Annotated in this window: 26 protein-coding genes; 19 read left to right on the forward strand and 7 right to left on the reverse strand. The window is 37.3% G+C overall.

Annotated elements, in window-relative coordinates:
- Positions 1 to 46: 46 nt before the first annotated feature.
- The 17 genes from wzy (at position 47) to ABIB40_RS05560 (ending at position 17968) form a co-directional block, all read left to right on the forward strand.
- Positions 47 to 1378 carry an O-antigen polysaccharide polymerase Wzy gene (gene wzy, locus ABIB40_RS05480; protein ID WP_354356802.1) on the forward strand — a complete coding sequence of 444 codons (1332 nt, stop codon included), beginning with the start codon at positions 47 to 49 and terminating at the stop codon, positions 1376 to 1378.
- Complete coding sequence (locus ABIB40_RS05485; RefSeq protein ID WP_354356804.1) at positions 1375 to 2478, forward strand: glycosyltransferase; 1104 nt, start codon at positions 1375 to 1377, stop codon at positions 2476 to 2478. The genes wzy and ABIB40_RS05485 overlap by 4 nt, the downstream gene beginning before the upstream one ends.
- On the forward strand, positions 2475 to 3353 hold the full coding sequence (locus tag ABIB40_RS05490) for a glycosyltransferase family 2 protein (RefSeq protein ID WP_354356806.1): 879 nt from the start codon (positions 2475 to 2477) through the stop codon (positions 3351 to 3353). Before ABIB40_RS05485 ends, ABIB40_RS05490 begins: the two co-directional genes overlap by 4 nt.
- Positions 3354 to 3355: 2 nt before the next feature.
- Positions 3356 to 3955 carry an LbetaH domain-containing protein gene (locus ABIB40_RS05495; RefSeq protein WP_354356808.1) on the forward strand — a complete coding sequence of 200 codons (600 nt, stop codon included), beginning with the start codon at positions 3356 to 3358 and terminating at the stop codon, positions 3953 to 3955.
- Positions 3948 to 4760, forward strand: a complete 813-nt coding sequence (locus ABIB40_RS05500; protein ID WP_354356810.1) for a glycosyltransferase — start codon at positions 3948 to 3950, stop codon at positions 4758 to 4760. Before ABIB40_RS05495 ends, ABIB40_RS05500 begins: the two co-directional genes overlap by 8 nt.
- Positions 4757 to 5845: a right-handed parallel beta-helix repeat-containing protein gene (locus ABIB40_RS05505; RefSeq protein ID WP_354356812.1), complete on the forward strand. Its 1089-nt coding sequence runs from the start codon at positions 4757 to 4759 to the stop codon at positions 5843 to 5845. Before ABIB40_RS05500 ends, ABIB40_RS05505 begins: the two co-directional genes overlap by 4 nt.
- Before the next feature lie 80 nt (positions 5846 to 5925).
- Positions 5926 to 6354, forward strand: a complete 429-nt coding sequence (locus tag ABIB40_RS05510) for a WxcM-like domain-containing protein (protein WP_354356814.1) — start codon at positions 5926 to 5928, stop codon at positions 6352 to 6354.
- A gap of 74 nt (positions 6355 to 6428) precedes the next feature.
- Positions 6429 to 7346 (forward strand): NAD-dependent epimerase/dehydratase family protein, encoded by a 918-nt coding sequence (locus ABIB40_RS05515; RefSeq protein ID WP_354356816.1) that lies wholly within the window; start codon positions 6429 to 6431, stop codon positions 7344 to 7346.
- 50 nt (positions 7347 to 7396) lie between these two features.
- The gene (locus tag ABIB40_RS05520; protein ID WP_354356818.1) at positions 7397 to 8374 is read left to right on the forward strand and encodes an MraY family glycosyltransferase; all 978 of its coding nucleotides are present in this window, start codon (positions 7397 to 7399) and stop codon (positions 8372 to 8374) included.
- Positions 8375 to 9369: 995 nt separating this feature from the next.
- On the forward strand, positions 9370 to 10068 hold the full coding sequence (gene cmk / locus ABIB40_RS05525) for a (d)CMP kinase (RefSeq protein ID WP_354356820.1): 699 nt from the start codon (positions 9370 to 9372) through the stop codon (positions 10066 to 10068).
- A 922-nt stretch (positions 10069 to 10990) separates the two neighbouring features.
- Complete coding sequence (gene rplS, locus ABIB40_RS05530) at positions 10991 to 11338, forward strand: 50S ribosomal protein L19 (protein ID WP_354356822.1); 348 nt, start codon at positions 10991 to 10993, stop codon at positions 11336 to 11338.
- A gap of 69 nt (positions 11339 to 11407) precedes the next feature.
- Positions 11408 to 12568, forward strand: a complete 1161-nt coding sequence (locus ABIB40_RS05535) for a mechanosensitive ion channel family protein (RefSeq protein ID WP_354356824.1) — start codon at positions 11408 to 11410, stop codon at positions 12566 to 12568.
- A gap of 478 nt (positions 12569 to 13046) precedes the next feature.
- Positions 13047 to 13352 carry a DUF2752 domain-containing protein gene (locus tag ABIB40_RS05540; protein ID WP_354356826.1) on the forward strand — a complete coding sequence of 102 codons (306 nt, stop codon included), beginning with the start codon at positions 13047 to 13049 and terminating at the stop codon, positions 13350 to 13352.
- A 2-nt stretch (positions 13353 to 13354) separates the two neighbouring features.
- A complete protein-coding gene (locus tag ABIB40_RS05545) occupies positions 13355 to 13735 on the forward strand; it encodes a TM2 domain-containing protein (protein ID WP_354356828.1) in 381 nt (126 codons plus the stop codon).
- Positions 13736 to 13831: 96 nt separating this feature from the next.
- Positions 13832 to 14929: a Nif3-like dinuclear metal center hexameric protein gene (locus ABIB40_RS05550; RefSeq protein WP_354356830.1), complete on the forward strand. Its 1098-nt coding sequence runs from the start codon at positions 13832 to 13834 to the stop codon at positions 14927 to 14929.
- Positions 14929 to 15672, forward strand: a complete 744-nt coding sequence (locus ABIB40_RS05555; RefSeq protein WP_354356832.1) for a zinc ribbon domain-containing protein — start codon at positions 14929 to 14931, stop codon at positions 15670 to 15672. Before ABIB40_RS05550 ends, ABIB40_RS05555 begins: the two co-directional genes overlap by 1 nt.
- An 814-nt stretch (positions 15673 to 16486) precedes the next feature.
- On the forward strand, positions 16487 to 17968 hold the full coding sequence (locus ABIB40_RS05560) for a tetratricopeptide repeat protein (RefSeq protein ID WP_354356834.1): 1482 nt from the start codon (positions 16487 to 16489) through the stop codon (positions 17966 to 17968).
- Between the two features lies 1 nt (position 17969).
- Here ABIB40_RS05560 and ABIB40_RS05565 read toward each other — a convergent pair whose 3' ends face one another.
- From ABIB40_RS05565 to ABIB40_RS05585, 5 genes are all read right to left on the reverse strand, one after another.
- Complete coding sequence (locus tag ABIB40_RS05565) at positions 17970 to 19037, reverse strand: 3-oxoacyl-ACP synthase III family protein (protein ID WP_354356836.1); 1068 nt, start codon at positions 19035 to 19037, stop codon at positions 17970 to 17972.
- 301 nt (positions 19038 to 19338) lie between these two features.
- Positions 19339 to 20127, reverse strand: a complete 789-nt coding sequence (locus tag ABIB40_RS05570; RefSeq protein ID WP_354356838.1) for a TerC family protein — start codon at positions 20125 to 20127, stop codon at positions 19339 to 19341.
- 42 nt (positions 20128 to 20169) lie between these two features.
- Positions 20170 to 20814, reverse strand: coding sequence for an HD domain-containing protein (locus ABIB40_RS05575; RefSeq protein WP_354356840.1), 645 nt, complete (start codon positions 20812 to 20814; stop codon positions 20170 to 20172).
- Positions 20815 to 20881: 67 nt separating this feature from the next.
- Positions 20882 to 21151, reverse strand: a complete 270-nt coding sequence (locus ABIB40_RS05580) for a helix-turn-helix domain-containing protein (RefSeq protein ID WP_354356842.1) — start codon at positions 21149 to 21151, stop codon at positions 20882 to 20884.
- Positions 21152 to 21271: 120 nt separating this feature from the next.
- Positions 21272 to 22474, reverse strand: a complete 1203-nt coding sequence (locus tag ABIB40_RS05585) for a THUMP domain-containing class I SAM-dependent RNA methyltransferase (protein ID WP_354356844.1) — start codon at positions 22472 to 22474, stop codon at positions 21272 to 21274.
- Positions 22475 to 22545: 71 nt separating this feature from the next.
- On the opposite strand from ABIB40_RS05585, the gene ABIB40_RS05590 reads away from it, so the two are divergent.
- Positions 22546 to 22914 carry a DUF3127 domain-containing protein gene (locus ABIB40_RS05590; RefSeq protein ID WP_354356846.1) on the forward strand — a complete coding sequence of 123 codons (369 nt, stop codon included), beginning with the start codon at positions 22546 to 22548 and terminating at the stop codon, positions 22912 to 22914.
- Between the two features lie 572 nt (positions 22915 to 23486).
- Here ABIB40_RS05590 and ABIB40_RS05595 read toward each other — a convergent pair.
- A complete protein-coding gene (locus ABIB40_RS05595) occupies positions 23487 to 23909 on the reverse strand; it encodes a hypothetical protein (RefSeq protein ID WP_354356848.1) in 423 nt (140 codons plus the stop codon).
- A 152-nt stretch (positions 23910 to 24061) separates the two neighbouring features.
- Positions 24062 to 24919 (reverse strand): cupin-like domain-containing protein, encoded by an 858-nt coding sequence (locus tag ABIB40_RS05600; RefSeq protein WP_354356850.1) that lies wholly within the window; start codon positions 24917 to 24919, stop codon positions 24062 to 24064.
- A gap of 208 nt (positions 24920 to 25127) precedes the next feature.
- On the opposite strand from ABIB40_RS05600, the gene ABIB40_RS05605 reads away from it, so the two are divergent.
- On the forward strand, positions 25128 to 25367 hold the full coding sequence (locus ABIB40_RS05605) for a hypothetical protein (protein WP_354356852.1): 240 nt from the start codon (positions 25128 to 25130) through the stop codon (positions 25365 to 25367).
- The last annotated feature ends 69 nt before the right edge of the window (positions 25368 to 25436 follow it).

The raw sequence follows: 25436 nt of genomic DNA on the forward strand, positions 1-25436 counted from the left end.
AAACTGCAAGACGAGCAAAAAATGGAGTTCATAAAATAAGATAAAAATGCAGATACTGACCCTAATACTGGCAGTCATATTATATTTTTTGGCGCCTAATAAATATGATTTCACGATATGCTGTGTCGCATTCGCATTGTTTCTGTACAGTGCATCCATTACCGTAAAATCAACCAGTAGAAAAGAGGGATTTTTAAGTTTCACATTATTTTTTACGGTTAGTTTTTTTTTAGTTAATTTTTTTTACCCCATTTTTATATATCCAATCGATAAATATTACTTCCCTGTTTTTGGACGTTTTTACTTCAATGAGGCGGTCATAACCAAAGCTACATTACTCGCTTTAGTAGGTTACTGTAGTTTTTCTGTTGGAGTGAGTTATTTTTTTGGTAAGACGAAGGTGCGCTTTAGCGGCAGTATCTTCCAAATGAAGAGTGGAAAAAAGGTAATACTTAAATATTCTTACAAGATTATTTTAGTGTTGACGTGGGTTTTGAGTTTTATCACGTTCTATATGGCCAGGGAGGGTATTTTCCAACGCAGTTCTGACGCTTTCGTTAATGTAGAGCCATCTATTTTGGTAATTGCCCAATGCCTAGTTAATTTATTGATTATTTTAAATTTCTATCTGAAGAAGCCTTTAAAAAACCTCGCAATTGTAATAATTTATTCTCTTGTTTTTATCTACGTTGGCGATAGGGGCTCTGCAGTTCAAACAAGCTTAGTGCTATTGCTCTCTTACAATCTTTTTTATAAAAAAATACGGAAAACTAAAGTAGTCTTTATATTTCTCGCAGGTTTCATTGGTCTAACCGTCGTCTCTTCTTTAAGGGGAAAAGATGGCGGTAGTAAGCAGTTAAATCAGGTAGAGTATTCACATTATTACGATTTTGCAATGGATTTAATCGTAAATAATCGAAATTTATACGCGGGTTATGACTACGCTAATAAAAACGGCCTAAATTACGGCACAAGTTCTCTGCCGTATATATTTGCACCAATTCCACTTTTGCCTTCCTACATCACGACTAAGTTGTTCAATGCAACGCCACAGCAGCTGTCTTCAGGAACCATTTTGACAAACGATGTGGGTGCAACCTGGGGTTTGGGAACAAATTTAATCGCAGATCTTTATATGCAATTTGGATTTTTAGGTGTTTTACTATTGATGTTTCTTTTAGGTAGACTAATTTCTTCTTTAGCATTGAATAATGGTAGTGGATTGTTTACTACAATTTGCTATATCTTTGTCTGTAGTTTTTCTATTTACATGGCTAGGTCAAGCCTCTTCGACTCTTTAAGGTATATCGCCTGGGCCGCAATTATTTATTACTTGTTATTTTATTTGTTAAAGCCGTTTTTGAAAGTCGTTAAATGAAAAAAATTCTTACCATAAACAACACCATTTTTTACGAGGAAAATAGCAAGTTATACTTAAATAAAGAGACTGGCGCCTTCTTTGTAAATTTACAAAAACTTGGCCATGTGGTTAGTGCCTTCCAAATTAGCCAGCCAAAAACGAGCAAAGACACCTTTGCCAATTTTGCACTAACTGATACTTCGATTAAAATATATGAAGTTAAAAGGAATGGAAATCGTGCCCTGTCTTTTATAAGGTCATTTTTTGTAATACAAAAAGCCATAGTTAAGAACGATTTTGTTTATATTTTCTATCCAGGCCCCATTTGTCAGATTATTGCAATGCTTTGTATTGTATACCGTAAACCCTACGGGGTCTACATTAGAGGGGAACAGGGGATAGAGTCGAGCCTATCTAAGACGATACTTAGAAAGGCAGAAGCCATTTTTACTATTTCGCCTAGTTTTACAGAAAAAATATCTAAACTAAATCAGCAAACGCATACTATCCGACCAATGATTGGTTTTAAAGAATCTGATATCGTCGTAAACAAAAAAATAGATTTTACAAAAAATGTCTATCTACTTTATGTAGGACGCTTAGTTTTTGACAAGGGTATTTTCGAATTGTTAGAAGCGTTTGAAACTTTAATTGGAAGGTCATACAATTTACATTTGAACTTAGTTGGCAATGGTCCCGACTATGACAAGTTGGTTTCTATGGTTAAGCAAAAAGGCTTAGAAAGCAATGTTTCGTTTTTTGGGATGGTTTCTGATAAAGAAAAATTAATTAACATCTATAAGGGGAGCGATATTTTCGTATTGCCCACCTATCACGAAGGTTTTCCGCGTGTTTTATATGAAGCAATGATTATGCACATGCCAATCTTAACGACATTTGTGGGCACTATTTCATATCTCATGAAAGATGACGTTAACAGTTTAGAAATTATACCTAAAAGTGCTCAAAGTATTGTCAATCAAATTGAAAAGTTGATAAACCAATCCAATTTGGCGCAAAGGCTTGGTAATAGTGGCTTAAAAACTATTAAGAATTACTTGGATGATAAAAAGGTTGGCCATGCAGAGCAATTAAATCAATTTTTAGAAACTTTATGAAAGTTAGTGTAATTATTCCCTTTTATTCAAATGTAACATGGTTAAAAGAGGCTGTCGATAGCGTTTTAGCGCAAACATTTTCAGATTATGAAATTATTGTGGTAGACGATGGCTCGCCAGAGAATATTAAAGATTTTATTGAGGAATACCAACCTCGAATCAAATATTTTAAAACAGAAAATAAGGGACCTGCACATGCTAGGAATTACGGAATAAAGGAAGCAAGGGGAGACTATCTGGCTTTTTTAGATTCTGATGATTTATGGTTGAAAGAAAAGTTGGAAAAGCAAGTTAGATTGATGGAAGATGACAATTTGAATTGGTCTCACACAAAATATTCTGTTTTTGATGAAGTTCAAAACAAATCAGATAGAGTTTATCAAGAAATTCATAATGAAGATTTCAAAGGAATTGTATATCCAAAATCCTTGACAAAACTCCATATTGGCACACCGTGCGTTATGGTTAGAAAATCCTATCTCTTGAAAAATAGTTTTATAAGATTTTCAGAAAATATGAGGTATGGACAGGATGGTTATTTTTGGATATTAATGAGCGTCAAGAACAAACTAGGTTATATTGATGAAAATTTAACGTTAGTAAGAAGAGCAGGTTCAAATGCGGTCCAAAGAGCTAGAGTTCACTTGAACGTTAGAGGAAATCTAAATAAAAATTTAATCAGTCAATTGAACAAATTTTATCCTGAAATCTCCATAAGTTTTTTAGCTAAAATAACATATAAATATTGTGATGCTATGAATCGTGCTGTTGACAATATATATGGGACAAAAGATTTTAAAAGAAAGTCTTCGGAAATATTTTCAAAAATAGCCTATCTTCCTGCTTATGTAATGTTTAAAAATATAATAAAATAGGTATGTTGAAAACTTACGGTTTATTTGGAATAATACAATTGTTTTACTTTAAAATACGAACAAAATTGGTATTTAACAAGGCTAGAATGATTAGATTTCCTTTCTACATAAGAGGAAGAAAAAACATTGTTGTTGGCGAAGGTTTTACTACAGGCTACAACTGCAAGTTAGACGCTTTTGACATTAATAATAGCAAACAAGAATTAATTACAATAGGTAAGAATGTACAGATAAACGATAACGTCCATATAGCTGGTATAGAAAAAATAGAGATTCATGATAATGTATTAATTGCTAGTAAAGTTTTTATCACAGACCATAATCATGGTAAATATTCTGGGGAAAATGCAGACTCCCCACTATCTATTCCAAAAGAGAGGCCTTTACATTCTGCTCCAGTTATTATAGAAAAAAATGTTTGGATAGGGGAATTCGTGTCAATTTTACCTGGGGTAACTATTGGAGAGGGATCTATTGTAGGAACAATGTCAGTAGTTAATAAAAATGTTCCTCCCTACTGTATAGTAGTCGGGTCGCCTGCACGTGTTGTAAAAAGATTTAATTTCGAAAAAAATACATGGATATCTAGTAAATATGATTAATTTATCAATCGTCTTATATAACACCTCGGAAGAAGATATTCAAAATATATTCAGATCACTGGAAGTAGTAAAATCTCCATATAAATTATATATAATAGATAATTCTCCGACTGATAAGTTATTGTCTTTTTTTAAAGACAAAATAACCGTCGAATACATACACAATCCTTCTAATCCAGGTTTCGGCGCATCCCACAATATTGCTCTAAAGAGAACCCTAATTGATAATATTCCTCATCATTTTGTCATTAATCCTGATGTCTACTTTAAACAAGACGTTATAACAGAGATGGTGGAATACATGAGTGCCGACTCAGATATTGGTATGATGATGCCACAGATTTTAAATTTAGACGGTACAGTTCAGCATCTTCCTAAGTTACTTCCATCACCTCTAAGCATAGTTCTTAGAAAGATAAAACAGCCTATGTTTCTTTATCAGCCATTTATTGAGAGGTATGAATTGAGAAATGTGCCAAATGAACAAGTATACGTAGCGCCAATATTGTCTGGATGCTTTACCTTGTTTAGTGCAAACGCATTAAGAGAGATTGGTTTATATGATGACCGTTTCTTTATGTATTTTGAAGATTGGGATATTTCTCGAAGAATGAATGAGAGATTTAAGACCGTTTATTTTCCAAAAGTTTCCATTTACCATGGTTATGAATCTGGTGCAAACAAAAATAAGAAGTTATTTAAGATTTTTGTGAATTCTGCAAAAGCTTATTTTAAAAAATGGGGCTGGTTTTTTGATAGAGATAGGGGAAAAATAAATAAAATTACCTTAAATCAATTCAGATGAAAAGCATTTCATTTTTTCTAAGTCTATTTCTAGCGAGTTTATTCGTGAACGCGCAAACCTTTTCTTTAAAAAAACTAGGCACAGCTACTGTTGATCAATATCTAAACAAAGCGCAATTTAATGATGACTATAATGGTTATGTGAAACAAGCATACGCTGCATCTAAAAATCTACCTGCAAATTTTCAAACAGATAGTTTGTTAGATTGTACAACTTATCTTCAAGATGCCTTAAATAAGCACGACATTGTCTTGCTCCCTAACAATTCGCTAAAAATAAGCGATAAGGGTTTGGCGCTGCACAGTAATCAAGTTCTTTTGTTTCAGCCCAATTCTAAATTAGTTTTAATACCAACGGCTAAGAACAGTTACAATATGTTGCAGGTTTATGGCGTGAGTAACATTAAGGTTTTTTATGCCAATTTAGAGGGTGATCGGGATAAGCACATGGGGAAAACTGGTCAATGGGGTTTTGGGATAGGAATTAAAGGGTCTGACCAGGTAAAAATTTATTCACCTTATATAAAAAACACTTGGGGAGATGGAATATATTTGGGCCAGACAGGGAAAAAGCCGTCGACTAATATAGACATAAATAATGCAGTTATTGACAATGTTAGAAGGAACGGAATTTCTATAACATCAGCTAAAAACGTAAATATCCTTAATAGTTATATCTCAAATACCAATGGCAATAGCCCCCAGAGTGGGATTGACATCGAGCCTAATAATATTATTGATGACGTCGATAATGTTACTATTAAAAATTTAACCACGTTTAATAATAAGTGGGCTGGAATACTTTTAGTATTCGAGCAATTCAAAGCTACTCAAGAAAAAACTATTTCAATAAATATTTTAGGTCATACTGATACTTATTCTACCTATGGAATAGCTTTTCACGGCTTTAAAAATGATAAGACCACATCTAATCTCGGAGGCCAAATTAATGTACAGAATACAAATTATAGCAAGAATAAAGATAAGTTCTTTTTCTATAAGACAAATTTATCACAATTAAATTTGAATACTACAGATTCAATGATGAAGTCTACGTTTAATAAATTCAAGATTAAATTAAAGTAGTTATCGGAGCCATTGGGTTTTCTCATTCATCTTTATAAAACATTTGAATATTATACAGAAATATTAAATAGAGACTAAACATGACAGAAAACCCAAATTTAATTAGCGGAGGAAATCATACGGATGAAAGAGGAACAATCACTTTCCTGAACGATTTTGACATGAGCCAAGTAAAGCGGTTTTACACGATTCAAAACAGAGACATTTCTGTAGTTAGGGCTTGGCGCGCGCATAAAATAGAACAGCGTTGGTTTTATGTAGATCAAGGAGAGTTTGAAATAAAACTGGTAAAAATAAACGATTGGATTAAGCCAGATCCATCGACTACGCTACAGACGTTTAAATTATCTGCAACCTCCGTGCAGGTGCTTCACATTCCTGCAGGATATGGGAGTTCCATACAAGCAACTCAAGAGAATTCGAAGTTAATTGTCTTTGCAGATTATGGCCTGGAACATGCGAAATTAGACGATTACTTATATACTAGCGATTATTTTAGTTCACAATAGCAAAAATTGAATAATTTGTGCAATTAGATAATATGTTGAAGGTCAATTAAAAAAATCAAAATTAAGGAGCAGGAATGAAAATAATTTTAACAGGCGCAAGTGGATTTGTAGGGTCGAGTTTAACTTCATTTTTTAAGGATAAGCCAGAAATTAATATGATGCCTTTGAGTATTAGAACACCCTTGGCTGCAGATGCACTTAAAGGTGCAGATTGCGTGATACATTTGGCAGGAAAGGCACATGACCTAAAGAGATCATCAAATCCTGCTGAATATTATACCGTAAACTTCGAGCTTACAAAAAACTTATTTGACGCCTTCATTAAGTCTGATGCTAAAAAGTTTATTTTTATGAGCTCTGTTAAAGCTGCGGCAGATGCTGTAGATGGCGTGCTAACGGAAAAAACCTTGCCAAACCCCCAAACAGACTATGGAAAGTCTAAATTAATGGCCGAAGAATATATTCAAAAACAAGAGTTGCCGGAAGGGAAATCCTATTATATTTTGCGTCCATGTATGATTCATGGACCTGGCAATAAAGGGAACTTAAATTTATTGTATGGCTTTGTTAAAAAAGGTTTGCCGTATCCATTAGCGGCTTTCGAAAACCGCCGGTCGTTTCTTAGTATAGAAAATTTGTGTTCTGTAATCGAAAAATTAATGACGAGTACCATGGCGTCAGATGTTTTCCAGGTTGCTGATGATGACGCTTTATCTACCAATGATGTTGTGGGCATATTGGCCGATTCGCTTGGTAAAAAACCTAGGCTCATGGCTATCCCAGCACCCCTAATAGAAAGTGTAGCAAAATTGGGAGATGTATTGAGGTTGCCCATTAACACAGAACGCTTAAATAAGCTGACGGAAAATTACGTGGTAAGTAATGAAAAGATAAAATCGCTATTGGGCATAGCATTTCCGTTAACGAGTAGACAAGGCTTAGAAATTACCGCCCGTTCATTTGCCAAGAATTATAGAAATTTAGTTAAATAGGTCGGCGTTAAGATAAGTTTTTTTATTTTCGCAAATTATCAAACCGGGTCATGTCGAAACTATACATTCTCTTATCAATTGCCGTGTTATTTTGTTTAGAGAGGATCTATTTCAAAATTGCGAATCACTATAACATTATAGACAAGCCAAACCATAGGAGTTCTCATTCAAACGTCACCATTCGTGGCGGCGGGGTAATCTTCAGCTTGGCAGCACTGCTGTTTTTCTTGGTGTTTGGGTTTCAATACCCATACTTTATTGTTGGATTGTTGCTTATCTCTGTCATTAGCTTTATTGATGACGTGGTGACTTTAAACAACAAAATTAGATTGGGCGTTCATTTAATAGCTGTTGGATTACTTTTTTTTCAATGGGGCTTATTCGGTCTCGCTTGGTATTGGATACCTGTAGCAGCAATTTTCGTTATCGGTACCATCAATGCGTATAACTTTATGGATGGCATTAATGGAATTACCGGTGGCTATAGTTTTGCGGCAATTGCCAGCTTATTCTACATTAATGAAGAAATTGTTGCCTTTACCTCTTCTGAGTTACTTATTATCGTAGGTCTTTCTCTTTTGGTATTTAATTTTTTCAACTTCCGAAAACGTGCAAAGTGTTTTGCCGGCGATGTTGGTAGCGTAAGTATTGCCTTTATCCTTGTTTTTTTTATAGGGCAACTTATTTTAGCCACGGGTAATTTCTCCTACATTTTATTGTTATTGGTGTATGGCCTTGATGCCGTGTTTACAATAGGTTTTAGAGTACTTAGAAAAGAAAATATTTTTGAGGCGCACAGAAGCCATTTTTATCAATATCTGGCCAACCAAAAAAAATGGTCACATCTAGTTATTTCGTTGCTTTATGTAGTTTTGCAACTTTTTGCAAATGCGGTGCTGTTGTTTGTTGCAAAAGATTCTGCATTAATCGCCATTTCGCTTACAGTTTTTAGCGCCATTTGTTTCTTGCTTGTTCGGTTCTACGTAGAAGGGAAAGGGGTACTTTTGAAAAACAAAGCTGACTTCTGATAACTGAACTCCCTTTTAAAACCACCCCTGGCCCCTCCTTGTAGGTAAGGAGGGGAGATGATTTACGAGCCTAGCATAGGGCTACAAATAACTGATCCTGGCCTCTGCCAACACTCGTCATTTCGACGTTAGGAGAAATCTCACTCGATATGAACGGAGATAGTTGTGAAACTTCTCGTTGCACTTGACGTGATGATTTACTTTTGAACAATAAATGTCTGATTGCTGATTACTGAACTCCCTTTTAAAACCACCCCCAACCCCCAATGACATTAACTTAAGAAAAAACTAACAAAATGATTGTCATCCTGAGCCCGTCGAAGGATAATCATTTTGTAGGTTTTTGATTATTGGGAGGTCTTCGACTACTTGTCCCGACCGTTCGGAAAGCGCTACGATCAACCATAAAAAGGGGTTAGAAAAAAAGGGGTTTGCAAAAATAAATGGATTGTCATCCTGAGCCTGTCGAAGGACAATCAAAAGATTCTGCAACGTTTATATTACTTGTGCCCGACTAGATATCTAGTAGAAGCCGATTTCCCAATTACGCGTTTCGACAAGCTCAACGTGACAATCTGTGAGAGAGAAATCTAGGTAACTGGTTGGGTTTAGTTGTGAGGCCTCTTCCCGAAGAAGGCGAGCAGGTAAAACTAGCACTGCACGCAGTCTTTACTCCTTGTTCTTTGTTCCTTTTCTCATTAAATGTCTGATTGCTGATTTCTGACTACTGATATCCAACCTCCCAATTACGCGTTTCGACTGGCTCAACGTGACAAATTGAGGTAGAGAACTCTTATTTTTAGACGCCTTCGCTATGCGACGTTGCAATTTACTTTTAAAAAACAAGTGTCTGAATACTGACTTCTGGCAACTGATTGCTTTTTTACTGCCCCTTTCCTCAAAAAGATTAAGGTTTGAGCGACACATCCAAAGCCATAAAGAATACTGACGCAATTTTCCGGAAACTTAGTTTTGGTTTTTTATCTTTGCGCTGCATGAAAAAAAATTTGGTTATTGCAATAGATGGCTACTCTTCTTGTGGAAAGAGTACGGTGGCAAAAGCGTTGGCAAAACATCTTAACTTCATTTACATAGATAGTGGTGCTATGTATAGGGCAGTAACACTATTTTTTATAAATAATAAAGTAGATACCGCACATGACAAACAAATTGCAGAGGCTTTGCAGCAAATCGAATTAAATTTCCATGCCAGAGACTATCAATCTCACATTACCTTAAACGGTAAAGAAGTATCGGATGAGATTCGATTAATGCCAGTTTCTGAAAAAGTAAGCGACGTTTCTGCGCTAAAACTTGTCCGCCACGAGATGGTTAAACAACAGCAAAGGATGGGTACATTTAAAAACATTGTAATGGACGGAAGAGACATAGGCACAGCCGTTTTCCCTGATGCACCGGTTAAGTTTTTTATGACCGCCGACCCAAATATAAGGGCTGAGCGCCGATTTAGAGAGCTCGAAAATAAGAGGGGGAATCTGGTTACGTTAGAAGAAGTGTTCGAAAACTTAGCCCATAGAGATTATGCAGATACCACGAGAAAGGAAAGCCCGTTGACGAGGGCAGAAGATGCCATTATCTTAGACAATACAAACCTTACAGAGGCAGAACAACTTACTTTTGCGCTAGATAAAGTAATGCCTTTTCTTAGTGCTTTAAAAGACAGCTTATTATAAGGATACAATAGACTTAATTAGCAAAAAATATTCCGTGATTGCGAGGCAAGCCTGTCTCGACACTTCGGGAAAGCAACCTCAGCCACTAGGAGCAGCTGGATTGTCGTTCTTGATTTTTTTAAGCGATATATTTCCGACCTCCGCCCCCAAATCTCAATCTTCTCAATTACGCATTTCGACTACTTGTCCCGACCGTTCGGGAGGCTCAACGGTCAACAATGAAAAAGGGGTTGGCAAAAAAGGGGTTGTCATCCTGAGCATGTCGAAGGACAATCAAATGATTCTGCAACGTTTTCTATTACTTGTACCCGAAGCTAGAATCTAGTAGAAGCAGATATAGAAGGAAAGGCCCTGAAACGAGTCCAGGGTGAATTCGGGGTTTGGGTGATGATTTTCTTCTGAAACACGAGTGACTGATTTCCGACCTCCGATTTCCGAACTCCATCTTCCCAATTACGCGTTTCGACTACTTGTCCCGACCGTGCGGGAGGCTCAACGTGACAATCTGCGGAAGGGAAACCTTAGTTATTAGGCCCATTTGCGGCACTCAGCGTTGCGATTTACTTTTAAAAAACAAGTGTCTGATTGCTGACTTCTGATTGCCGATTGCCCAAATCTCTACATCCAAGTGTTTTTTCTTTTGCTCTTAAGCGTTAGGGATTGCCGCATAAAGCCCACAGCGAGGAACGAGCGAGGACTTGGAGCAGAAAGCCCGCCCCGAGCCTAGGCCAAAAGCGCTGCCGAGGGGAACGCCCAAATGCCAAATAATAGGATTTGGAATAGCGTGCTTTAAACCGGCCGATTGTGGAATAAAAATTAAATGTGGAAAAAATTAAATTCCTTTTTTAAATACCAAAAAAAATCCCTAATATTGCAATCCGAATTTCGGGGTAAAGAAGTTTGGTTTAATAGCTTAAAAATCATGGATTTAGTAAAATTTGTTGAAGAGCAGGAGATTGCAAAAAAAGATTTTCCTTTTTTCAAATCTGGAGATACAGTGAGCGTACACTATAAAATTCGCGAAGGTAACAAAGAACGTATTCAGGTTTACCAAGGTGTGGTGTTGCAACGCAATAGTGTTGGCGCAAACGAAACTTTTACCGTGCGCAAAATGAGTAACGGCATTGGTGTTGAGCGTATTTTTCCAGTAAACTCGCCTAACATAGATAAAATAGAGGTAAACAGCCACGGCAAGGTGCGTAGAGCAAAATTGTTCTATTTACGTGCACTAACCGGTAAAGCTGCCCGCATTAAGTCGTTAAGAAAATAAATTTTCTTAAAAAAGACATAGCCTTCACGATTGGTTTCGTGGAGGTTTTTTTGTTAATTTGATTTTCTTATGCTAAACACCCCTTTCTTTGAGCAGGTTTTTTGGGGCAACCCAATAAGGAACTATTGTTTCTTTTTGCTTTTCTTGTTTGTGGGGCTCGTATTTAGGAAACTTATTTCTAAACTTTTAGGAAAACTGCTCGTTAAACTGTTCAGGAATTTCGCTGCACAATCTCATGACGCTGCGTTTATTGCGCTACTGCTAAAACCGTTGCAGCTCTTTTTACTTTTGACAACGCTGTATTTTGCCGCAAACCAGCTTAGTTACCCCTTAAACCAGGTGCTCTTTCAGCACCATAAATTGCTTGGCAAAACAAACCTGGCCATACCTATTACCATTGGCGACGGTTTGGATAAAATCTTCTTATTCTTGATCATTATTTCCATTTTTTGGATCATTCTCAGGATCATCGATTTTATCTCTCATGTTTTTTTATACAAAGCAACCTTCAAAGAAAGCAAGACAGAAAGCCAACTTATTCCGTTTTTAAAAGAGCTTTTTAAAGCCCTGATTATATTTGTGGCCTTCTTTACCCTATTGGGCTATGTTTTCGAAGTGAACGTGCTTACGCTGATTACGGGATTGGGCATTGGAGGTATAGCCATTGCGCTGGCAGCAAAGGAAAGCTTAGAAAACCTGCTCGGCTCGTTTACCATTTTTCTTGATAAACCTTTTATAGTAGGTGATTATGTTAAGGTTGATAATGTAGAAGGCGTGATAGAGAAAGTTGGTTTTAGGAGTACTTGGATTAGAACGGTCGACAAAACCATGGTTACCATCCCCAACAAGGGAATGATTGACGGCGTACTGGAAAACATGAGCTTGCGCAACATTAGGCGGGTTAAGTTTACGGTTGGAGTTACGTATGAAACGCCAAAAGAACAGGTAGAAAAAATTGTAGAGAAAATAAAAGCATTTCTTTTAGACCATACAGATACCAACAACGATGGGATTGTTTATTTTGATGGCTTTGGCGCTTCTTCTTTGGATATTGTAATTATCTACTACATTACCGAGCTAGATCTTGCCAAGTATGTATTGATAAAGCAAGAAATAAACTTCAAGATTATGGATACTGTTTTGGGCAATAATTCTGATTTCGCTTACCCAACGCAGCGCTTGATCACTACTACACCAAATCCAATTGCAGATAGCGAAGAGCCGATTTGAGATATGAGACGTGAGTGATGAGATTTGAGATGTCGGGCAATACGCCTTCCTGCCTGTGAGACCTTTCGCTGCGCTCAAGGTGACGATTTGTGGAGGAAGCCAGATCCTAGCGAGATGGCTCTGCAAGTACTAGATAGGAAAATTTAGTATTGTAACAAGAATAGCTGATTGCTGAGAACTGACTTCTGAATGCTCTGAAAATGTCCGACCACCGACTTCTGATCTCCGACTTCTTTTTTGTTCCTTAATCCTTGCTCCTTTCAACCACCCCAACCCCTCTCAAAGAAAGGGAGTGCACTCAGAGAATGGCTTAGTGTTTCTCCTCGAATGTCTGATTTCTTACCGCTGGTTTCTGACTGCTATTAAATTACGACGCTTACCCAGCTTTTCTCAGTAAAATGTCCGATTGCTCATCTCCGACCTCCGATTTCCCTTTTCCTTGTAACAAATTCCATTAACTTCGCTCTAAATTAGGTAAATGAAAAAGTTTAAAAGCTTTCCGATTGAACTTGCTTTTTGGGTGGTGGCTTTGGTCTCTTTGGCTTTTAGCGACCCTAATGCGCACGCTTTTACGCTTTGTCCATTGGCAAACCTGGGCTTAGAAGCTTGGTGCCCGGGCTGCGGTTTGGGAAGGTCCATCAGCTACTTATTTCACGGATCGTTCACCCAATCCTTTCAGCAACATTGGTTTGGATTGCCAGCCTTGCTGATTATTTTATACCGAATTGCCCAACTTTTAAAAAAGAAAAAAGATTATACAGATTTAACACAAATAGCAAATTAACCATGGATATATTTCAATCGCCATTAATGTCGTTACCAGGTATAACGCCAGATGAATACGCTTACCTTCAACAAGCTACAGCAGGCTTAACCGATCAGCAGTTGCGCAATTTTTTAATGGTTTACAGCAGCAAGCGGAAAAACCCGTCAGACATGCTCATCTTTTGCTTGATCGGCTTGTTTATCGTCCCAGGCCTTCAAAGATTTATCATCGGCCAAATTGGAATGGGCATCCTTTACCTCTTTACCATAGGCTTATGTTTTATAGGGTCCATTATTGATATTGTGAATCACAAAACGTTAGCTTTTGAGCATAACCAGAAGATGGTTTTTGAAAGTTTGCAAATGGTGCGCATGGGCGGATTTCAACAGCCGACGCAATAACTTTCGGTTATGAATTTTATAAGTCTTTTTCGAGGCAATTTGGCTGTGCGCTGTGCAGCTGTGCTAGAATTTGATAAAATTCCCTAATTTTATCAAATGAGGTTATCAGAATTAATTGGGTATTTAGAGGCTATTGCGCCACTAAGCTACCAAGAAGATTACGACAATGCTGGGCTTATTGTGGGCGATTATGCCATGGAAGTTAACGCCGCTTTGGTTGCCTTAGATTGTATTGAGAGCGTTGTAGACGAAGCAATTGCCACTGGCTGCGATTTGATTATCACCCATCACCCTATTGTGTTTAAAGGCTTAAAAAAACTGAATGGAAAAAACTATGTAGAGCGAGTTGTGTTAAAAGCCATTAAACACAACATTGCGCTTTATGCCATCCACACCAATTTAGATAGCGTGCACAATGGTGTAAATGCCAAAATATGCGAACGTTTGGGTTTAACTGGAACAAAAATTCTTCGGCCGAAAGGCAACATTTTAAAAAAGCTTGTTACATTTTGTCCCGTTAAACAGGCAGAGCAATTAAGGCAAGCGTTGTTTTATGCAGGGGCTGGAAATATTGGCAATTATAGCGAAGCGAGTTTCAACGTTTCTGGTATGGGAACATTTAAGGGGAATGAGCATTCGAACCCCGTTGTTGGTGAGCGTGGCATACAAGAGCAGACAGAGGAGTTAAGGATAGAAATTATTTTTCCGGCACAACAAGAAAGAAAGATTTTATTGGCCCTATTTGAAAATCATCCTTACGAGGAGGTTGCATACGATATTTACAAATTAGAAAACGCGCATCAAGAAGTTGGTGCAGGGATGTTGGGATGGTTGGAAGAGCCTATGGAAGGCAGAGATTTTTTAGAAATGCTAAAGTATGAGATGCAGGCAAAAGTAGTGAGGCACACCGAAATCCTTCCAAAAAAAATTAGAAAGGTTGCGGTTTGCGGCGGTTCTGGCAGTTTTTTATTAAAAGACGCCATTGCAGCGGGAGCGGACGCATTTGTTACGGCAGATTTTAAGTACCATGAATTTTTCGACGCCGATCAAAAACTAGTCATCGCAGACATTGGGCACTTTGAAACAGAACATTTTACGCCGCATTTATTGGTAGATATTATTAAGAAAAAATTTGCTAACTTTGCAATCCGTTTAACGGAGCAAAACACGAACCCAATAAATTACTTGTTTTAATGGAACAAACCGTAGAACAAAAGCTAAAGGCTTTATACGAATTACAGAACATCCACACAAAAATTGATAAAATACGCCAGGTTAGAGGCGAACTGCCCATGGAAGTTGCCGATTTAGAGGACGACGTACATGGATTGGAGACACGTATCCAAAAAATTAAGGGAGAGTTAGATGATTTAGATGACTCGATTGTGATGCGCAAAAATGCCATCAAAGATTCGCAGGCTGCAATTAAGCGCTACGATACCCAGTTAAAGGAAGTAAAAAACAACCGTGAATACGATGCGTTGACCAAGGAAATCGAAATTCAAGGGTTGGACATTCAGGTTGCTGAGAAGAAAATAAAAGAGTTTGGTTTCGATATCGCATCGAAAAACGAAGGTTATGAAGCAGCAGAAGCACAGTTGGAAAGCCGCAAAAAAGACCTCGAAATTAAAAAAGGCGAGCTTGAACTAATTACCTCTGAAACCGAAAAAGAAGAATCGGGATTACAGAAAAAAGCAGAGAAAGCAGAAAAAGGGATTGAAGAGCGCTTGTTGATAGCTTACAACCGGTTGCGCAGAAATTCGATAAACGGACTTGCCGTGGTAACCATAGACAGAGATGCTTGTTCTGGTTGCTTTAACCAAATTCCACCACAAAGACAATTAGACATCCGTCAACGCAAAAAAGTAATCGTTTGCGAGCATTGCGGTCGTATTTTGGTTGATGAGGCTTTAACAGTAGAAGTAGTAGAAGGCTAAACACTAAAGCAGAAATTAAAACGGCCTTGCTGAAAAGCGAGGCCTTTTTGCGTTACGAAAATTAACGCGCAGGTTTTTCGTTATTAAGATGAGGTAAATTATTACAACCCCGAGTTCAATTATTGATATTCGTTTGTATAAAGGCTGAAAGAAAAACACACAATGCTTAAAACCTATATTACAGATTATTTGTGATAATTAATGGATTCTATATAAGTATGGTTATGCTGCTTTTGAAATTGCTTCGAGCCTCGCAACGACCGCAGCCCGTGATGGTATTGCGAGTTTAAGAATTTGGAAAAATTTACAAAAAGAAAATGGGAAGAAAGGCGTTAGATATTAGGTTTTGGGCAATCGCGAAGCTAGCTTGTATTCGGTATTCGGTATTCGCTATAGCCAACCGGTGGGATTGGCCTAGCAGCAGTTTGGAGGAAAAAAAGCCTAAAGCTGCTTTGCAGAAACCTGAGACTTTGCAGCTCCGAAGAGGGTTCGCAGCCGTGCGGGAGATGGTGAGAGAAGAGAATGGCATCGAATCGTCGATATTAAACAGCTTGGCAAATTCTTACCCAAAGGGGTGCAAGCCTTGGTTTTTTGTAAACTTTTTTATCAAGAAAAAAGTTTACAGCCAGTGCGGCTAGCACAGCGTGGGTCAGCGGCTGGGAAATTATATATATTATTGATTACAAGTAGCTTACTTAAATATGTGATTGCTAGAAGAAACTATTAGGCAATTCTTTTAGCAGCAGTTTTTTAGGGTTTTTTATTATTGGGTTCAAATTATTAAGATGCTGCACGAACAAGACCTTTACGTTTTATGAAAAAAGTTCTCCTATTGATTGGAATAAGTTTGTTGCCTATTTTTTGTTTGGCAAACTTCGACTTTAACGAAAATTGTTTAGAAGCATACAACAGCATTTTTCAGCTGAAGCTAAACAATGCGAGGGCGTACCTAAATACAGAAAGGAAACTTCGCCCAAACAATGCAATTATTCCGCTTTTAGAAAATTATATAGACTATTTTTCTTTGCTTACCACAGAAAGCAAGGCGCAGTTTGAGAAACTTAAAAACAATAAGTCCTCGCGTTTGGCTAAGATTGGCAATGATGATAAAAACTCTCCCTATTACTTATATGCCCAAGCCGAGATAAACTTACAATGGGCGCTTATTAGGGCGCGGTATGGCGAGTATTTTGCCTCGGCGTTAGAAATTAGAAAGGCGAGGGCACAGCTTTTAGAAAACAATCAAAAATTTCCAGACTTTGTGCTTAATCAGAAAGGCTTGGGGCTGATAGATGCCGTATTGGGAAGTTTACCTGAGGGCACATTAAAAAGTGCGTTAAATACTTTCGGCGTTAAGGGCAACTTAAAGGAAGGATTAAATAAGTTAAACCGACTGGCTTCGAGTTTGTCGGGCACAGACTATCGTTCTTTCTATCCAGAGGTTGTTTTTTATTATTCGTACGTACTTTCTGACGTGGCACATAGCCCTGCTGCCTTTTCAAAAACAATATCGCTTTGCAAAAACATCAGCGATAGCAGTTTGTTAAAGGCTTACCTACAAAGTTATGTTTCGGTGCGTAGTGGCCATACAGATGAGGCTATTCAAATCTTAAAAAACAGACCTACTGGCCCACTCTATCAACCTTTCGCCTACCTCAGTTATTTGGAGGGGGTTGCTTATTTAAATCAACTTAATCTTTCTGCCGCCCAAGCGGAGTTTACTCGTTTTTTGCAAATAAATAAAGGGGTAAATTATATAAAGGATACCTATTTGCACCTCGCTTGGATAGAACTACTTAACAACAATGTGGAGGGCTATAAAGTCCTAGCGGCAAAAGGCATTTCTAAGGGATTTACCTATCAGGAAAAAGATAAGCAGGCACAAAAAGAAGCGGCCTATCCCGCTGCTTCAGCGGTGTTAATTAAAGCTAGGTTGTTGTTTGATGGAGGTTATTTCGATAAGGCCTTATCTACATTGAATGCAACAACATCGAGCGCTTTTGGCACAGACAAAGATAGAACGGAATATTATTACCGGTTGGGAAGGGTTTATGAAAAGCTAGAAAAAGATAATCTTGCGCTAGAGAATTATCAAAATGCCGTTAAGTTCGGAGCTAATTTGTCATACTATTTCGCAGCAAATGCCGCTTTGCAAATGGGGAACATTTACCAATCGAAAAACAATAGGCCGCAAGCCGCAAAAGCGTATAAGATGGCGCTCGACATGAAAAGCCACGATTATCAAAACAGCATAGACAGCGAAGCAAAAGCTGGTTTAGCGCGCGTTTCGGGCTAGCTTAAAATTTGTAAACAATTGCGTTAATGTGCATCCCAGCCCCTACAGAAGTAAAGATGGCCACATCGCCAGGTTTTACTTTATAGCCATCAACTTTGTTGTGTAATACTAAATCTAACAAGGTTGGTATCGTGGCTACAGAGCTATTTCCAAGCCAAGAAATGGTCATTGGAACCAAATTTTTTGGCACCTCATTTCTGTCATACAGCTTAAACAAGCGCTTCATTATGGCTGCGTCCATTTTTCCGTTAGCCTGATGAACAAAGACAATGTTAACGTCGTCTACCATTAAATTGGCTTTATCTAATGCTTTCTTAATTACTTGAGGCACCTGTACCACCGCAAATTCATAAAGCTTGCGGCCGTTCATTTTTAAATAGGCGTTTCCGCTATCGTCTGCAGGGTTTGCGCTTTTATTCATCACGAGCAAATGGCCATGATTGAGGGCATGCGTTTCAGTTTTATGTGAGATGATGCCTTTCCTTATTTCATTTTCTTGGCCTTCGAAAATCGCGGCTCCCGCTCCATCTGCAAAGATCATGCTGTCTCTATCGTGCGGATCTACCATTCTGCTCAATGTTTCAGCTCCGATAACCAATACGCGCTTCGCATCGCCACTTTTGATCAAATAATCTGCTTGGATTGAACCTTGAACCCATCCTGGGCAACCAAAAATCAAGTCGAATGCAACACAGTCTGGATTTTCAATGCCTAGCTGTTGTTTCACTTTTGCAGCAAGGGCCGGCAACATGTCAATGCGGTTGCTATTGAGGTGGACATCGCCAAAGTTGTGGCAAAAAATAATGTAGTCTAGGCTTTCTTTGTCAATCGATGCGCTATCTATCGCTTTTTGCGCAGCGATGCATCCAATTTCATTGTTCAGTTGATCATCTTCTATATACCTACGTTCTTCTATTTCGGTGATTTCAGAAAATTTTTCAACAATGTCTTTATTCTCTTTGGCTATCTTTTCGCCGTTTTCGAAAAAACTGTGTTTTAAAAATGCTTTACCAGATACAATGCGCTCTGGAATATAGCTGCCTGTTCCTATTAGTACAGTGTTGATCATTCTTTAAAAATTAAAAACCGTAAACCAAAACGGTATTGGGTATAAAAATAGCGTTTATATTTTATAAATGGAAATAATTGAGATTTCTTGGCTTGTGTTTTAGTTAGGGTTGATGACTTATGAAGGAAACATATAGCTATGGTAGAAGTCGTGCCGCTCTATCAGAATACCTAAATAGGACGCCACAATAGTTTTAAAAACACCTGTTTTAAGAACGGCTGACTCATTTTTATTTAGTTATCTGGTTTCTCTAAGATATAAAAATATTCGGCATCCTAAGCAAACTGATTTTTTTGATTTTCTACTTTTCGTTTTTAAGCCTCGGCTCGTTAAGTTTTACCAATCTTTCCTTTTTCTGCCTGTTTCTAAAAACCATATTTAAAACCTCTACTCCTACAGAAAAGGCCATGCCAAAATAGATGTAGTTTTTTAAATGCATGTCGTGCGCGGCGGCAGCATCCCAGCCTTCTATTACAAGGCTTAAGCCAATCATCACCAAAAAAGACAACGCCAACATTTTTAAAGTAGGATGTTTGTGTATAAAAGCGGAGATTCTTGGACTAAAGGTAAACATAATAAACATGGCGATAATAACGGCAACAATCATTACCTCCAGGTGTTTAGCCGTGCCGCCTGCGGTTATTATGCTATCGAAAGAAAAGACGGCATCTATCAACATAATTTGAATAATTGCTTGTCCAAAGCCTAATGGTTTGTTTGTATCTCCTGCGGCAGATGGATCTTCTCCTTCGAGTTTGTGGTGAATTTCCATAACCGATTTGTAAATGAGGAACAAACCGCCCAATAACATAACGATGCTTGCCAGATCAAAACCTTTTCCAAACCAAGCTTCTGGAATGATGTAATTTCCTTTTTGAGAAAGTAGCCAACTGAGGCCAAATAACATGAGGCAACGAGAGGCGATACCGGTTATCATCCAGATCAGACGCCCTTTCTTTTGCGATTCTTTGTGAATTCTGTTTAGGATCAGGCTTACAAAAATAACGTTGTCTATTCCTAAAACTACTTCCAATACTGTTAAAACCAATAACGATGTCCAAGCTTCTGGGCTGGTTAACAATTCTACCATAAATGCTCTATCTGATAGGGCGAATATATGAAAATGATTTCCCTAATTCCCCTCCCATTCCTTATAAAATTGGTCTAAAAAATTAAGCATAAATTGATGGCGCTCTGTTGCAAGAACTTTGCCAGCTTCGGTTTTCATCCCATCTTTTAATAGTAAAAGCTTTTCGTAAAAGTGGTTTATGGTTGGCGCGGTCGTATTTTTGTAACTGTCTTTTGTATGGTTTAATTCCGGTGGTATGTCTGGGTTATAAAGTAGTCTATTCTTAAAGCCTCCGTAAGTAAAGGCCCTGGCTATTCCAATGGCGCCAATGGCATCCAGTCTATCGGCATCTTGTACTACATCCATTTCTTTTGACGAAAACGGAGTTGTATCAAAGCTGTTTTTGAAAGACATGTGTTGGATAATTTTGACCACATGGTCGATAATTTTGGGAGAAACCTCTATGGATGTAAGAAACACTTTTGCCACCTCTGGCCCAAGTTTCTCATCTCCTCCATGAAATTTAGAATCAGCAATATCGTGCAATAATGCCGCAAAAGATACCACAGCCGCATCAGCAGCGGCTGTTTTATTAATGTTAAGAGCCGTTTTGTAAACTCTTTCTACATGAAACCAATCGTGTCCGGCTTCGGCAGTTTTTAAGGTTTGTTTTACAAATTTTATAGTTTCTGCAACTTCCTTGTCCATAGATCATTTTTCCTCAAAAGTAGCAGAAAAATGCTTAAGGCATAAATGCTGATTCGGTTTTTATGCCTTAAGCCAAACTATTATTTTCTGCAATATGTTTAATCAAGTCGTGTTCATCTAGGGAAATTAGCAATTTTGCCTCTAGCCCTAAAATACCCGATATTTTGAAAAGTCTATCTACTGTTAGTTTACTGTAGCCAAGTTCTAATTTGCTGTACGCATTTTGCGAAATTTTTAGCTTGGCGGCTAAATAATCTTGGGTATAACCTTTATACTCCCTAATTTTTCTGATGTTGCTCGCCACGTTTTCAATCGGGCTGGCCAAAATAGTTTCCATAGCTGTGTGTTGTTAAGCTCTTTAGCTACATTTACGGAATTTTTAGCCATTAGGTTTTAATTTGTAGAAAATGGCAGCCTTCTACGGTACACAAACTGATAGGTCTAATAAATGCAACTTTTAATTATCTTGGTTTAAGTGCCTTGGCGCGCGTTTTTCAGGGTCTCTTTTAGAACCGTCGTAAAGCTCGTACTCTAACAACCTGCAGTCTAGTTTTCCATTGTAAAACTCAATTTTTCTTTGAGCTTTTAAACCTATTCTTTTTGCTAGATCTGGGTTTCCGGTAAATATGTAGCCGAAATAGCCTTTACAATCTTTCTTTAAAAAATCTCCTATTCGAGCGTAAGTTAATTCTAACTGGGAATGTGCGCCCAATCGCTCTCCATATTCTGGGTTAAAAACTATAACCCCTTTTTCTGTGTCTGGCACTACTGTTTTTTCAAAATCGCAGACTTGGAAATCGATCAAGGTGTCAACTCCAGCTGTTTTAGCATTACGAATACTTACATCAACAGCATCTTGAGACATGTCTGACGCGATAATTTTTAGATTAGGTTTTTTCACCACCTGGTCTTTCAAATTTCTTCGTTCTGCAAAAAACTCTTGTTCATCGTAACCCATAATGTGCATAAAGGCATAATTCATGCGGAACAAACCCGGCGCCCTATTTGTGGCGATAAGGGCAGCTTCGATTGCAAGAGTTCCCGAACCACACATCGGGTTTATAAATGAGGTATCCTTGTTCCAAGACGTGGAATATATTACGCCTGCAGCCAGTGCTTCTAACATAGGCGCTTTACCAGGTATTTTCCTATAGCCATGTTTAGCCAAAGTTTCTCCAGAAGTGTCTACAAAAATGGTGGCCTCGGCATCTTTCCAGTACAAGTGAACAACGGCTTTATTAGCATCTGAACCTGAATTTGGCCGCATTCCCTTTTTTTCTTTTATGCGATCTACAATGGCATCTTTTACCTTTAGATTGGCAAAAAGAGGCGTGGTAATGTTTGGGTTGTCTACATTTGAAGTTACTGAAAAGTAACCAGAAAAATCTATCAACTCTTCCCAAGCAATTTGGCTTACTTCGCTGTAAAGGTCATCTGGAGTTATGGCCTTAAAATCTTTAATTGCGTATAGAATTTGGCTGGCACAACGTAAGTTTAGGTTTAACTTTATACACTCCGTTAACGTAATGTTTAGTTCTACGCCGGTGGCAAAATAGCGGTCTATTGTATAGCCCAAGGCAATTACTTCTTCTTTTAAGTATGCCGCCAAGCGATTGTTGCAGGTAATGATTACCTTGCTTTTATTGTGGAAAACTTGCATAATATTTATGCGAAGTTATCAATAAATTTATAGAGATTTGAACTTTAGAAGACATTATTAGGATCTGTGTTATGGAAATAAAAGGAAAAGTGCACGAGGTTGGAGAAATCCAGCAAATAAGCGAAACATTTAAAAAAAGAGATTTGGTTGTAGAATATGCAGAGAATCCACAATATCCAGAATATTTAAAGTTTGAAGCGTTGCAAGACAAAACAGGCTTGTTAGATAGTTTTAAAGTTGGAGACGAAGTTGAAGTTTTTTTTAACCTTCGTGGTAGACCTTGGACAGATAAAGCAGGAAAAACAGCGTATTTTAACAGCATGGTTATTTGGCGCGTAAATGCACTTAGTACAGCTGCGGCAGCTCCAAATACTCCTCCAATGGCGCAGCCTGTAGATGTGAGCACCACTTCTAGAGAGGAAGATGATCTTCCGTTTTAAACAAGAATTTTTTTAAGGGAATAATAGAATAATGCCAAGATGAAAGTCTTGGTATTTTTTTTTCGGTCTGGTTGGAGTGTTTTCTTTTTCTGCGTAACTTGATTTATATAGAATAGAAGCCATTATTAATGGTAAATCTTTGCAACAAATAAAACATGAGTTACTTTTTTTGGGGTGTATTGGCGATAACAGCATTTTATAGCTTAGCAACAAACTATCGTTTAATAACAATGATCAAAATTAAACATAATTGAGAATTAATTAGTAGGCGGTTATACGAAGGTGATGAGATACTTTTACTTTGTGTTTTGTCTTTTGCTTTTTCGACCGTCAATTTTGCTTGTGTTCGAAAATCTACTGCTGCAGCTCCCTTGGATAAATTCACAGCCGCATCTATTCAAAATCTTATCCGATAGTATTTCATTTTCAAATTCTATCGCATGAATATTTCCTTCTTTACATAAAGAGAATGCAATTTTTTCATTTTGGTCGACGAAAAAAATATATTCCGGGCTATTTGCATCACAACGCACAAGCCAAAAGGCGATTTCAATCAGCTCAGGTAAATGACATTAGCCAAATTCAAAGGCCTCATCATAGTTTATATCTCGAGTAATGTTTTCAAACTTTTTAAAGGCTGTAAATAGCGGTGGGTATGTATGCTCCATATTTCCTACGAAGTTCATTTTGAAATGAGCAATCATAACCAAATCTTTTATTCCCAGTTCAGACAATAGGGTAATTAGTTTATGAGATAAAGTATTTGGAAATGTTTTAATTTCGTAATGCGCAAAAGAAACTATACTGTAGAACTTTTTACTTTTTCCAAAAAACATGTTTTTTGCGTCAAACGACGTTTGATATTCTGTCCTGTCCTGTTCGTTTGCAAAATATTCTGGATTGTCATCGTAAAACAGACGTTGTATTTCAGATATCTCTTCAGTGATTTTACTGTATTTATCAAATACGCTTTGTCTGCTTATAAGTGTAATCATGAATTTTAGAGTTAGGGCAAAAAGCGGCCTTTTCAAAATGTTTTTTCTCAATCAATCACCCTCAAATTTTTGACAAATTCAACTTAAACCGCCATTATTCTACGGTTTTTTGATAATTCATTTCAGATCCACACCCATTTTTAAGTAATATATTAAAACTTTAATCCTAAAAAATTCCCAAGTTTACAAGTATTTCCAATTAAAACAGCTGCGCTGTAATCTATAACAGCCTTAACTTTGCTGTATTCTTTTCTATAATGATATACGTCATTTCTCCAGTCCTTAAAATTCGAGCTGTTAATTTGGTCAACAATTATCGAAATATTATGTCTATTAGCCTGGGTAGTATGCCAAACTCCATTTGGTATGTATATGGCGTCTCCGGCCTTTAGGGTAACTTTGAGGGGGGTAGCCTCTTTAAACTTCGGGTATTTCTCGTAATCAGGGTTTGATATGTCTATTGGAGACTGAAATGACTCCATACCAGTTTTCCCTCGATACATTAATGCTTCCTGTTCTCTAGGAAATATAATCACCTCTTTTTCACCATATAACTGTATAAGCCAAGCATGTACATCATAAGCATCTTTATGTATGGTATACCTATTTCCTGGGCCGCCAATAAATAAGTCGATTGAATTGCCCATCTTGTTTTTTGGAAAAAGTTTGCTGTAAATCCAATTTGGTTGGGCAATATTAAAATGTAAAGGTTTCATTAAGGGAAGTATATCTCTCAACTGAGTTAAAAGATTAAACTTCATAGGATAAGGAGCAGGGTTTTCTACTGTACTTTTCTCCGTAATATCCATTATTTCTGACATAGAGTACTCTTTTCCCTCAAAATTTGTAACACAATTTCCAAATTTTTCTCTGAAAAATTGAGGAGTAAAATCAATTTTGGATGTCCACGTGTTCGTTATATTTCTCACAACTACAGGTAAACCTGGTTTTTGGTATTTAGTAATGAATTCTTTTTGAGAAATCTTTGAAATAGAATCGACACTAGTCATTGTGTTAATTTAAATGATTTGTTTATAAAAAATGAGGTGATAGTTTACTAACGATTAGCTAGTTCCATTAAACAAATATAATTTTTTATCTGGTTTCTTTAAGATAAAACTTAATTTGTTTTTACGGTAATCTAGCTCTTACTAAAGTTCTTTTTTGGATAATCACTATAATTACTAGCATAATTAGTGGGCTAATACTGATTATGTTATGAACGGATTACATGCTGATAGCGTTCGAAAACAAATTGGTGACAGGCTAAAAAACCTTATTAAAAACCATTCAAAAGATAAAAGTTTTGTGATTCCTGGTCACGATTATAGAAACGTATTGGATATTTCATCAAAGATTATTTTGATGAATACTGATAATGTAAGGGTGATAAAGGAATTTAATGATTTAATCGAGTTTGGCTATCTACCAGCAACTCCCAAGACTAGTAATTCTTAAATAATTATCGTGTTATTTAGTACTGTAACTATTTGCTACTGCAAATCAACATTAAGTATCCGCTATCCC

Origin of the sequence: Pedobacter sp. UYP30 (assembly GCF_040547165.1) — a bacterium.
In the GTDB taxonomy this organism is placed as follows: Bacteria; Bacteroidota; Bacteroidia; order Sphingobacteriales; family Sphingobacteriaceae; genus Pedobacter.

Excerpts from the sequence above, each read along its gene's own strand:
- wzy (WP_354356802.1), top strand. The coding sequence starts at position 47 with ATGCAGATACTGACCCTAATACTGGCAGTCATATTATATTTTTTGGCG.
- ABIB40_RS05485 (WP_354356804.1), top strand. The coding sequence starts at position 1,375 with ATGAAAAAAATTCTTACCATAAACAACACCATTTTTTACGAGGAAAAT.
- ABIB40_RS05490 (WP_354356806.1), top strand. The coding sequence starts at position 2,475 with ATGAAAGTTAGTGTAATTATTCCCTTTTATTCAAATGTAACATGGTTA.
- ABIB40_RS05495 (WP_354356808.1), top strand. The coding sequence starts at position 3,356 with ATGTTGAAAACTTACGGTTTATTTGGAATAATACAATTGTTTTACTTT.
- ABIB40_RS05500 (WP_354356810.1), top strand. The coding sequence starts at position 3,948 with ATGATTAATTTATCAATCGTCTTATATAACACCTCGGAAGAAGATATT.
- ABIB40_RS05505 (WP_354356812.1), top strand. The coding sequence starts at position 4,757 with ATGAAAAGCATTTCATTTTTTCTAAGTCTATTTCTAGCGAGTTTATTC.
- ABIB40_RS05510 (WP_354356814.1), top strand. The coding sequence starts at position 5,926 with ATGACAGAAAACCCAAATTTAATTAGCGGAGGAAATCATACGGATGAA.
- ABIB40_RS05515 (WP_354356816.1), top strand. The coding sequence starts at position 6,429 with ATGAAAATAATTTTAACAGGCGCAAGTGGATTTGTAGGGTCGAGTTTA.
- ABIB40_RS05520 (WP_354356818.1), top strand. The coding sequence starts at position 7,397 with ATGTCGAAACTATACATTCTCTTATCAATTGCCGTGTTATTTTGTTTA.
- cmk (WP_354356820.1), top strand. The coding sequence starts at position 9,370 with ATGAAAAAAAATTTGGTTATTGCAATAGATGGCTACTCTTCTTGTGGA.
- rplS (WP_354356822.1), top strand. The coding sequence starts at position 10,991 with ATGGATTTAGTAAAATTTGTTGAAGAGCAGGAGATTGCAAAAAAAGAT.
- ABIB40_RS05535 (WP_354356824.1), top strand. The coding sequence starts at position 11,408 with ATGCTAAACACCCCTTTCTTTGAGCAGGTTTTTTGGGGCAACCCAATA.
- ABIB40_RS05540 (WP_354356826.1), top strand. The coding sequence starts at position 13,047 with ATGAAAAAGTTTAAAAGCTTTCCGATTGAACTTGCTTTTTGGGTGGTG.
- ABIB40_RS05545 (WP_354356828.1), top strand. The coding sequence starts at position 13,355 with ATGGATATATTTCAATCGCCATTAATGTCGTTACCAGGTATAACGCCA.
- ABIB40_RS05550 (WP_354356830.1), top strand. The coding sequence starts at position 13,832 with ATGAGGTTATCAGAATTAATTGGGTATTTAGAGGCTATTGCGCCACTA.
- ABIB40_RS05555 (WP_354356832.1), top strand. The coding sequence starts at position 14,929 with ATGGAACAAACCGTAGAACAAAAGCTAAAGGCTTTATACGAATTACAG.
- ABIB40_RS05560 (WP_354356834.1), top strand. The coding sequence starts at position 16,487 with ATGAAAAAAGTTCTCCTATTGATTGGAATAAGTTTGTTGCCTATTTTT.
- ABIB40_RS05565 (WP_354356836.1), bottom strand. The coding sequence starts at position 19,037 with ATGATCAACACTGTACTAATAGGAACAGGCAGCTATATTCCAGAGCGC.
- ABIB40_RS05570 (WP_354356838.1), bottom strand. The coding sequence starts at position 20,127 with ATGGTAGAATTGTTAACCAGCCCAGAAGCTTGGACATCGTTATTGGTT.
- ABIB40_RS05575 (WP_354356840.1), bottom strand. The coding sequence starts at position 20,814 with ATGGACAAGGAAGTTGCAGAAACTATAAAATTTGTAAAACAAACCTTA.
- ABIB40_RS05580 (WP_354356842.1), bottom strand. The coding sequence starts at position 21,151 with ATGGAAACTATTTTGGCCAGCCCGATTGAAAACGTGGCGAGCAACATC.
- ABIB40_RS05585 (WP_354356844.1), bottom strand. The coding sequence starts at position 22,474 with ATGCAAGTTTTCCACAATAAAAGCAAGGTAATCATTACCTGCAACAAT.
- ABIB40_RS05590 (WP_354356846.1), top strand. The coding sequence starts at position 22,546 with ATGGAAATAAAAGGAAAAGTGCACGAGGTTGGAGAAATCCAGCAAATA.
- ABIB40_RS05595 (WP_354356848.1), bottom strand. The coding sequence starts at position 23,909 with ATGATTACACTTATAAGCAGACAAAGCGTATTTGATAAATACAGTAAA.
- ABIB40_RS05600 (WP_354356850.1), bottom strand. The coding sequence starts at position 24,919 with ATGACTAGTGTCGATTCTATTTCAAAGATTTCTCAAAAAGAATTCATT.
- ABIB40_RS05605 (WP_354356852.1), top strand. The coding sequence starts at position 25,128 with ATGAACGGATTACATGCTGATAGCGTTCGAAAACAAATTGGTGACAGG.